This is a genomic window from Micromonospora sp. NPDC048871 (assembly GCF_043198155.1).
In the GTDB taxonomy this organism is placed as follows: domain Bacteria; phylum Actinomycetota; class Actinomycetes; order Mycobacteriales; family Micromonosporaceae; genus Micromonospora.
Genome location: NZ_JBICUM010000002.1, coordinates 182,017 through 190,065 on the forward strand (window position 1 = coordinate 182,017; position 8,049 = coordinate 190,065).

The following is an 8,049-nucleotide window of genomic DNA, read 5'->3' on the forward strand; positions in this document are numbered from 1 at the left end:
GCCGGAGCCTGGTGCGGCCCGACCCTCGCGGGGGCGGTGCCGCACCAGGCTCCGAAGGACGGTCAGTGCAGGCGGGTGGTGGTCCAGCGGGGGGAGTCGTTGGTCACCGGGACGAGGTCACCGACCAGGGTGGTACGGGCCTGGGCGGCACGGTGGGCGCTGTTGCCGACCCAGATGTCGACCTCACCGGGCTCCACGACCCGGGTGAGGGTGCGGTCGGAGAAGGCCAGGCGGGTGGTGGGCACGGACAGCTCGACCGTGACGGACTCCCCCGGCTCCAGGTGGACCCGGCGGTACCCGAGCAGCTGCGCCACCGGCCGGGTGATCGAGGCCACCAGGTCGTGGCCGTAGAGCTGGACGACCTCCTCGCCGGCCACCGTGCCGGTGTTGGTGACCCGGACGCTCGCCCGGATCGTGCCGTCGGTGGGCACCGTGTCGGACACGGTCAGATCGGCGTACCCGAAGGTGGTGTACGACAGACCGTGGCCGAACGGGGCCACCGGCGCGGCCGACAGGTTCGTCACCTCGTTGCCCTCCCCCAGGGTGGGGTGCAGGTACGAGTACGGCTGCGCCCCGGCCGAGCCGGTCAGGCTCACCGGCAGGCGTCCCGAGGGGTTGACCCGCCCGGAGAGCACCCCGGCGATCGCCGAGGCCCCCTCCTCGCCCGGGAAGAAGGCCTGCACCACGGCCGCGCACCGGTCCATCGCCCACCCGAGGGCGTACGGCCGTCCGGTGAGCAGCACCAGCACGACCGGGGTGCCAGTGTCCAGCACCGCCTCGACGAGTTCCCGCTGCACCCCGGGCAGCTCCAGGTCGTCGCGGTCACAGCCCTCCCCGACGGTGCCGCGACCGAACAGGCCGGCGTGGTCACCGACGACCAGTACGGCGACCTCCGCCGCCGAGGCGGTGGCGACGGCCTCGGCGAACCCGGACCGGTCCTCGGTGTCCACCGCACAGCCCACCGCCGAAGTGACCTGCTCGGCGCCGAACTCCCCCCGCAGGGCCTGGAGCACGGTGGGCACCTCGATGCCGGTCTCCACCCCCGGGTGCTGGGCGAGGACGTGGTTGAGGAAGGAGTAGCAGCCGAACAGGGCCGCCTCCCGGTCGGCGTTCGGGCCGATCACCGCCACCCGGCGCCCGGCCGACATCGGCAGCACCCCCTGGTTGGCGACCAGGATGATGGACTTCTCCGCCAACCGGCGGGCGATCGCCCGATGCTCCGGCGAGTCCAGGTCGACCTGCTCGACCGGCTCGTCGTCGAAGGTGGCGTCGAGCAGACCGAGTTCCAGCTTCTGCCGCAGCACCCGCAGCACCGACCGGTCGATCAGGGCCTCGTCGATCCGGCCGGACCGCACCGACTCGATCAGGGTCAGGTAGGCGTCCCCGGTCGGCAGCTCGACGTCGACCCCGGCGGTGAGGGCCAGCACGGCGGCCTCCGCGTGGTCGGAGGCGACATGGTGCAGCAGGTTCAGGAAGGCCACCCCGAAGTAGTCGGCCACCACCGTGCCGTCGAAGCCCCACCGGTCCCGGAGCAGGTCGGTGAGCAGGGTGGGGTCGGCGGCGACCGGCACGCCGTCGATCTCGGCGTACGAGTGCATGACCGACCGCACGTCGCCGTCCAGGACGGCCATCTCGAACGGCGGGAGGAACACGTCGGCGATCTCCCGGGGACCGGCGTGCACCGGGGCGAAGTTACGCCCGGCCCGGGAGCCGGAGTAGCCGACGAAGTGCTTCAGGGTGGCGTGCACCCCCTGGGACTGCAGACCCCGCACGTACGAGGTGCCGATGGTGCCGACCAGGTACGGGTCCTCGGCGATGCACTCGTCGACCCGGCCCCACCGCGCGTCCCGGATCACGTCCAGCACCGGGGAGAGGCCCTGATGGATGCCGAGGGTACGCATCACCGTCCCGACGGCCGCGGCCATCTCGGTGACCAGGTCGGGATCGAAGGCGGCGCCCCAGGCCAAGGGGGTGGGGAAGGTGGCCGCCTTCCAGGCCGACAACCCGGTCAGGCACTCCTCGTGCACGATCGCCGGAATGCCGAGCCGGGTGCCGGTGACCAGTTCCGACTGGAACTTCCGCAGCCAGGAGGCGCGGGCTACGGGGTCGACCGGACGGGTGCCGTAGGGCCGGGTCAGGTGACCCAGCCCGTGCCGGGAGAAGCTCTCCAGCCTGTCGACCTCGCCGAACTCGCCCTGCAAGGGGGCGACCGCCTCACCGTCCTCCTTCTCCCAGAACCCGACGAGCTGCGCGACCTTCTCCTCGATCGTCATCCGACCGAGCAGCTCGCGGATCCGCGACTCGCCGTCCGGCCCGTCCGGCCGATCGTGGCGTGGACCTGTTTGAGTCGGCGCCGACGCGCCCCCCACCTGACGGACCTCAGTCATGCTGTGCCTTCCGTTTCTGGTGCTCGTGCGGCTGCCGCTCAGCCCTTGACCGCACCTTGCAGGCCTCCGACGATCTGTTTCTCGGCGAAGGTGAAGAACAGGAGGGCGGGCAGCATCGCCAGGGAGGTGAAGGCGAGGATGCCGGCCGTGTCGGAGCTGTACTGGCTGGAGAACTGCTGCACGCCAAGCGGCAGGGTGTGCAGGTTGGCGTCACCGAGGACGAGCAGCGGCAGGAGGAAGGCGTTCCAACTGGTGACGAACGCCAGGATCCCGACGGTGACCAGGGCCGGCCGCGACAGCGGCAGCATGATGCGCCAGAGGAAACCGAGCCGCCCGGTGCCGTCGATGGCCGCCGCGTCCTCCAGTTCACGCGGGATGGCCGTCAGGAACGGGCGCAGGATGACGATCGTCAGCGGCAGCGAGAAGGCCACCTGCGGCAGGATCACCGCGTAGTACGAGTTGATCAGGTTGAGGTCGCGCAGCATGAGGTACAGCGGCAGGATCGCCGCCCCGGCCGGGAACAGCAGGCCCAGGGTGAAGAAGGTGTAGAGCACCTCACGACCCCGGAAGGTGTACCGGGCCAGCACGAACGCGGCGGAGACCCCCAGGGCCACCACCCCGAGGGTGGTGCCCAGGGACACCACCGCGCTGTTGAAGGCCTGACGCCAGAAGTTGCTCTGGGTCAGCACCCGGACGTAGTTGTCGATGACCCATGGGTCGGGCATGCCGGCCGGGTTCGCGACGATCTGCGGGGTGGTCCGGAAACCACCGATCACCACGTAGATCACCGGCGTGATCGACACAGCCGCAACCGCCAGCGCCAAGGCGTAGGTCAGGGGGTTGCCCCAGGACACCGGCCGGCGCTTGGCGGGCGTCAGAACGGTGTTCGCGGTCGTCACGTCACTTTGCCCTTCTGGTGGTGATGGCGCCCTCGATGTCTCGCCGGAGCAGGAAGCGCTGGAACACGACCGCCGCCACGAACGAGATGGCGAACAGGATCACCGCGATCGCGTTGCCGTAGCCCCAGAGCCGAGCGAAGAAGCCGTTGTCCACCATGTATGTAGCCATGGTTGCCGATGCACCAAGCGAGCGTACCGCCGGCACCGAGGTCACCCAGATCACGTCGAAGACCTGCAACGAGCCGATCATGGACAGGAACATCCAGATCCGGATGGTCGGGCCCAGCAGCGGCAGGGTGACATGGCGCTGAATCTGCCACCAGCTAGCCCCGTCGATCTCGGCGGCCTCGTTCAATTCCTGCGGCACATTGGACAGACCGGCCAGCAGCAGGATGATGGCGAAGCCGACGTACTTCCAGGTCAGGACGAACAGCAGGGTCCAGATAACGATATCGAGATCGGCAAGCCAGGCCTGGACCAGACCGCCCAACCCGAGTGAGCGCAGCAGCGCGTCGAAGGTGCCGTTCTCCGTCAGGATCAGCTTCCACATGATGCCGACGGTGACCTCGGCCAGCACGTACGGCACGAAGGCCAGCAGGCGGAACACCGTACGGCCCCGGAAGTGGCGGTTGAGCAACAGGGCCACGCCCAACGCGATGGGGCCCTGGATGATCAGGGACCCGAACACGATGAGCGCGTTGTTGCGCAACGCGTCCAGGAAGATCGGGTCCTGGAAGGCCATCACGTAGTTGTCGAAGCCGATGTACTCCGTGGGCGGTCCTACTCCACGCCAGCGGAACAGGCTGTAGTAGAAGGCGAAGCCCATCGGCACCAGGACGAACATCACGTACACGATGATCGCCGGTGTGGTGAGACCGATGATCTCGTACCACTTGCGTCGCGTCTCGGCGGCCCGGCTGGACTTGCGGTTGGCGGGCCGGAGCCCCGCCGGCGGCGCGGACACGCCGCCGGCGGGGTTCAGGGTCTGGTTCGTGGACGTCACTTGCGAGCGGCCGACTTCATCGCGTCGACGACCTGCTGCGGCGTCCCGTTGCCCGCGAAGATGGCGACGATCGCGTCGTTCATCGCGTTGCCGACGGTGCTACCGAAGGCGGTGTCCAGCCAGAGCTGAACGTAGGTCGCGCTGGTGGTGGCCTCCAGGATGGAGCGCAGCGCCGGGTCGGTCACGCCGGCCTCGGAGCCCTTGGCCACCGGCAGACCGGTGCCGGTCTCCGCGTAACCCTTCTGGACCTCGGGGCTGACGATGTACTTCAAGAACTCGACACACTCCGCCGGGGCGTTCTTGGCGCAGGCGAACCCGTCACCGCCACCGAGGGCGGCCTTCGGGTCACCGGGCGAACCACTGATCGCCGGAACCGGGAACCAGCCGATGAACTTGTTCAACGCCTCCTTGTCCTCGGCGACGTTGTCCAGGGTGCCCTTGTTCCAGTCACCCATCAGCTCCATCGCGGCCTTGCCGTTGGCCAGCATGCCGTTGGCGCTGGTCGGGTCGTTCTGCCCCGGGGTGGCGATGAAGTTGTTCTGGAACGGCTTGGTGTCGATGAAGGACTTCAGGTCCTCGCCGGCCTTGACGAAGCAAGGGTCCTCGAAGTCCAGGTCCTTGGCGGCCTTCTTCAGGGTGTCGACGGAGCAGGCCCGCAGCGCGAAGTTGTACCACCAGTGGGCGGCCGGCCACTTGTCACCGGCGCCGACCGCGATCGGCACGACGTTGATCGCCTTGAGCTTGGTGACGGCCTCGTTGAGTTCCTCGAACGTGGTCGGCGGAGCCGCGATGCCGGCCCGGGCGAACATGTCCTTGTTGTACCAGATGCCCTCGATACCCATCCGGTACGGCAGCCCGTACTGCCTGCCGTTCACCGCCCAGATCTCGGCGGAGCTGCCGATGTTGGCGACCTCGTCCTTGACCTGGTCGGTGATGTCCTTGAGGTAGTCGGCCTCGACCTGCTCGCGCATCTCACCGCCACCCCAGGCCTGGAAGATGTCCGGCGGGTCGTTGCTCAGCAGCGCGGCGGGCAGCCGGGTGCGCTGGAGTTGGTTGGTCTCGATCGCCTCGATCTCGATCGTCACCGTGGGGTGCAGGGCGTTGAAGTCCTTCGCGACCTTCGCCCAGTACTCCTTTCCGACCCCGTCCTCGCTGGCGTTGTGCCACCAGGTCAGGGTTACCGGGTTCTTGAACAGCTCGCTCTCGGCGGGCTCCTCGGACTCGCCCCCACTGCATCCGGTGGCGAGTAGTGCGGTGGTGATGGACAGCGCTAGGGCGGTTCGTACGCGGCGCTTTATAGCCATCGGTATCTCCTCGACTAGTCAGTCGCGGTGCTCGGCCTGCGGGGGAGTTTTACAGCCGTGTAACCGAGTGTCAATCGGTGTCGATAACGTTTTCGATACGCCACTCATCGAACCCCGTCCGCCCTCTATCATCGTCGGCGTGGCGTTCCCGCAGCGTGTCAACATGTCGGACGTGGCCCGCGCGGCCGGCGTCTCCGTGGCAACTGTATCCAAGGTGGTGAATGGCAGGTACGGCGTGGCGCAGGCTACCGTCGAGCGGGTTCAGCAGGTCATCCATCAACTCGGGTACGAGGCCAGCCTCGGCGCGCAGAGCCTGCGCAGCCACCGGACGAACGTCCTGGGCATCCTGGTCGCGGAGTTCGAACCCTTCTCCACCGAACTGCTCAAGGGGGCCTCGGCGGGGGTGACCGGCACCGGCTACCAGTTGCTCGCCTACTCCAGCGGCGATGTCGCCGGTACGGCCGTCGGTTGGGAGCGGCGATCGCTGGCGCGGCTGTCCGGAACCCTGATCGACGGGGCCGTGATCGTCACCCCGACGGTGGTGGAGACCAAACAGGGTTTCCATGTCGTGGCCGTCGACCCGCACACCGGCCCCTCGGGTCTGCCCACGGTCGACTCCGACAACTTCGCCGGGGCCGTACTGGCTACCAACTACCTGCTCTCCCTGGGTCATCGTCGGATCGGGCACATCAGTGGACGGGCCGATCTGGAGTCCTCCCGGCTGCGTGAGGCGGGCTTCCGGCAGGCCATGGCCGATGCGGGCGTGACGGTGGACGAGCGGCTGGTACGGGTCGGTGGGTTCCGCATCGAGAGCGCCGCCGGGACTGCCGCCGAACTGCTCGCCCTGCCGGACCGACCGACTGCGGTCTTCGCCGGTAACGACCTGTCCGCGATCTCCACGATCGATGTCGCCCGGAGCATGGGGCTGTCGGTCCCGGACGACCTGTCCGTGATCGGCTTCGACAACGTTCCGGAGTCCGCCCTGGTCAATCCCCCGCTGACCACGATCATGCAGCCGATACAACGGATGGGTGCCGAGGCGCTGCGCCTGCTGGTGGATCTGATCGCCGGGGTGGAGCGCGACATCCACATCCGGCTGCCCACCGAGCTCGTCGTCCGCGCCTCCTGCCGATCCCTGCCGGACTGAAAACGGGGGCGATCCGCCGGTTCTCACACCATCTGAGGGGACGTATTTCCGGGTCGGTCACCGGCTCTTGAAGGACGTCACGGCGCCGACACAGCACCGCAACGCGCTGGTCGGCGCACGCTCCGTCGATGGGAGAAACCTGTCATGAGCAGTCTAGGAAGACGGGTCCGCCGGGCCGCGATGGTCGGGCTGACCGCTGCGGCGTTGACCGGCCTGCTGGGCGCCAGCGCGGTCGCCGCGCCGTTCGAGGCGACCGCGCCCGCCGCGCTGACCAGCACCACCGACGTCTACATCAAGGACGTCACCGCCGATGTCGGGGTCCAACCGCACAACCTCAACCCGTTGTGGGCCAGCCCGGACATCAAGGTCTGCCCGAACCCCACCGAGTGTGCCGTCAGTCAGAACCCCGTCGTCGGGGTGACCAACTACATCTTCGTCAAGCTGCGTAACCCCGGGCCCTACGGCTCCGGGGTGGGTACCGGGACGCTGCAGGTCTACCGGACGACCCCCGGTGGTGGTGCGGTCTGGCCGACCCACTGGACCCAGATCGGGGCGGCCTACGTGACCGTGAACCCGGGGGTCACCACGGTCATCATCCCGTGGACCGGGGTACCCGGGCCGGGCCACTTCTGCCTGCTGGCCCGCTGGGTGTCCGCCACCGACCCGATGACCATCGATGGCCCGGACATCAGCCTCAACACCCGGTACAACAACAACGTCGCGTGGCGCAATGTCGACTCGGTGCAGCTCGGCGCGGGTCAGACGACTCCGGCCGGGCGGCCCTTCGCCATCGGCAACTCGTTGCGGGTGCCCTCGCGCAACGAGGTGGTCTTCAACGCGGCCGAGCCGTTGCAGGCCATCGGCGGCCGGGTGGTCGTCGACCTCGGACCGGAGCTGTTCGAGCGGTGGCGGGCCGGTGGCGCGGTCGGCAACGGGGTACGGGCGATCGGCCGGACCCAGGTGGAGATCGTCGAGCCGACCCGGGCCAGCCTGGGCAACCTGCTGCTCAACCCCGGTGAGCGGGTGCAGTTCTCGCTGCTCTTCTCGGCCGAGGTGGCCAGTGACCGGGAGATCGCGTTCAACGTGACCCAGTTCGGCCCGGACACCAGCGGGGCCAAGTCGACCGACCTGGGTGGGGTGCAGTACCTGATCAGCGCCGCCAAGCGCTGACTCCGGGGGGTGTAGCGGGGGTCGTGGGCCGAACCCGCCCACCACCCCCCTGGCCCAGTGCCGCCACCGCCCCTGTGGCCACACCGCAGACACACCCAGTCGGTGAACAACGTGAAACCCCCCGCCTCGGCCCCCCGTC

The 8,049-nt window shown here is 68.7% G+C and carries 6 protein-coding genes; 2 read left to right on the forward strand and 4 right to left on the reverse strand.

From position 1 onward, the window contains the following. Positions 1-62: 62 nt before the first annotated feature. The 4 genes from ACGFIK_RS05460 to ACGFIK_RS05475 are packed head-to-tail and all read right to left on the reverse strand — an operon-like array spanning position 63 to position 5,593. Positions 63-2,387: a beta-glucosidase gene (locus tag ACGFIK_RS05460; protein WP_393337849.1), complete on the reverse strand. Its 2,325-nt coding sequence runs from the start codon at positions 2,385-2,387 to the stop codon at positions 63-65. A 38-nt stretch (positions 2,388-2,425) separates the two neighbouring features. Then, the gene (locus ACGFIK_RS05465) at positions 2,426-3,286 is read right to left on the reverse strand and encodes a carbohydrate ABC transporter permease (RefSeq protein ID WP_327025367.1); all 861 of its coding nucleotides are present in this window, start codon (positions 3,284-3,286) and stop codon (positions 2,426-2,428) included. Position 3,287: 1 nt separating this feature from the next. Continuing rightward, the gene (locus tag ACGFIK_RS05470; RefSeq protein ID WP_327025366.1) at positions 3,288-4,289 is read right to left on the reverse strand and encodes a sugar ABC transporter permease; all 1,002 of its coding nucleotides are present in this window, start codon (positions 4,287-4,289) and stop codon (positions 3,288-3,290) included. Further along, positions 4,286-5,593 (reverse strand): extracellular solute-binding protein, encoded by a 1,308-nt coding sequence (locus ACGFIK_RS05475; protein ID WP_327025365.1) that lies wholly within the window; start codon positions 5,591-5,593, stop codon positions 4,286-4,288. The genes ACGFIK_RS05470 and ACGFIK_RS05475 overlap by 4 nt, the downstream gene beginning before the upstream one ends. Positions 5,594-5,732: 139 nt before the next feature. On the opposite strand from ACGFIK_RS05475, the gene ACGFIK_RS05480 reads away from it, so the two are divergent. Next, on the forward strand, positions 5,733-6,740 hold the full coding sequence (locus ACGFIK_RS05480; protein ID WP_327025364.1) for a LacI family DNA-binding transcriptional regulator: 1,008 nt from the start codon (positions 5,733-5,735) through the stop codon (positions 6,738-6,740). Between the two features lie 144 nt (positions 6,741-6,884). Then, positions 6,885-7,910, forward strand: coding sequence for a hypothetical protein (locus ACGFIK_RS05485; protein ID WP_327025363.1), 1,026 nt, complete (start codon positions 6,885-6,887; stop codon positions 7,908-7,910). Positions 7,911-8,049: the final 139 nt, after the last annotated feature.

What these genes read in the sequence shown, in the direction of transcription:
- ACGFIK_RS05460 (WP_393337849.1), bottom strand. Translation starts at nt 2,387, where the DNA reads ATGACTGAGGTCCGTCAGGTGGGGGGCGCGTCGGCGCCGACTCAAACA.
- ACGFIK_RS05475 (WP_327025365.1), bottom strand. Translation starts at nt 5,593, where the DNA reads ATGGCTATAAAGCGCCGCGTACGAACCGCCCTAGCGCTGTCCATCACC.
- ACGFIK_RS05485 (WP_327025363.1), top strand. Translation starts at nt 6,885, where the DNA reads ATGAGCAGTCTAGGAAGACGGGTCCGCCGGGCCGCGATGGTCGGGCTG.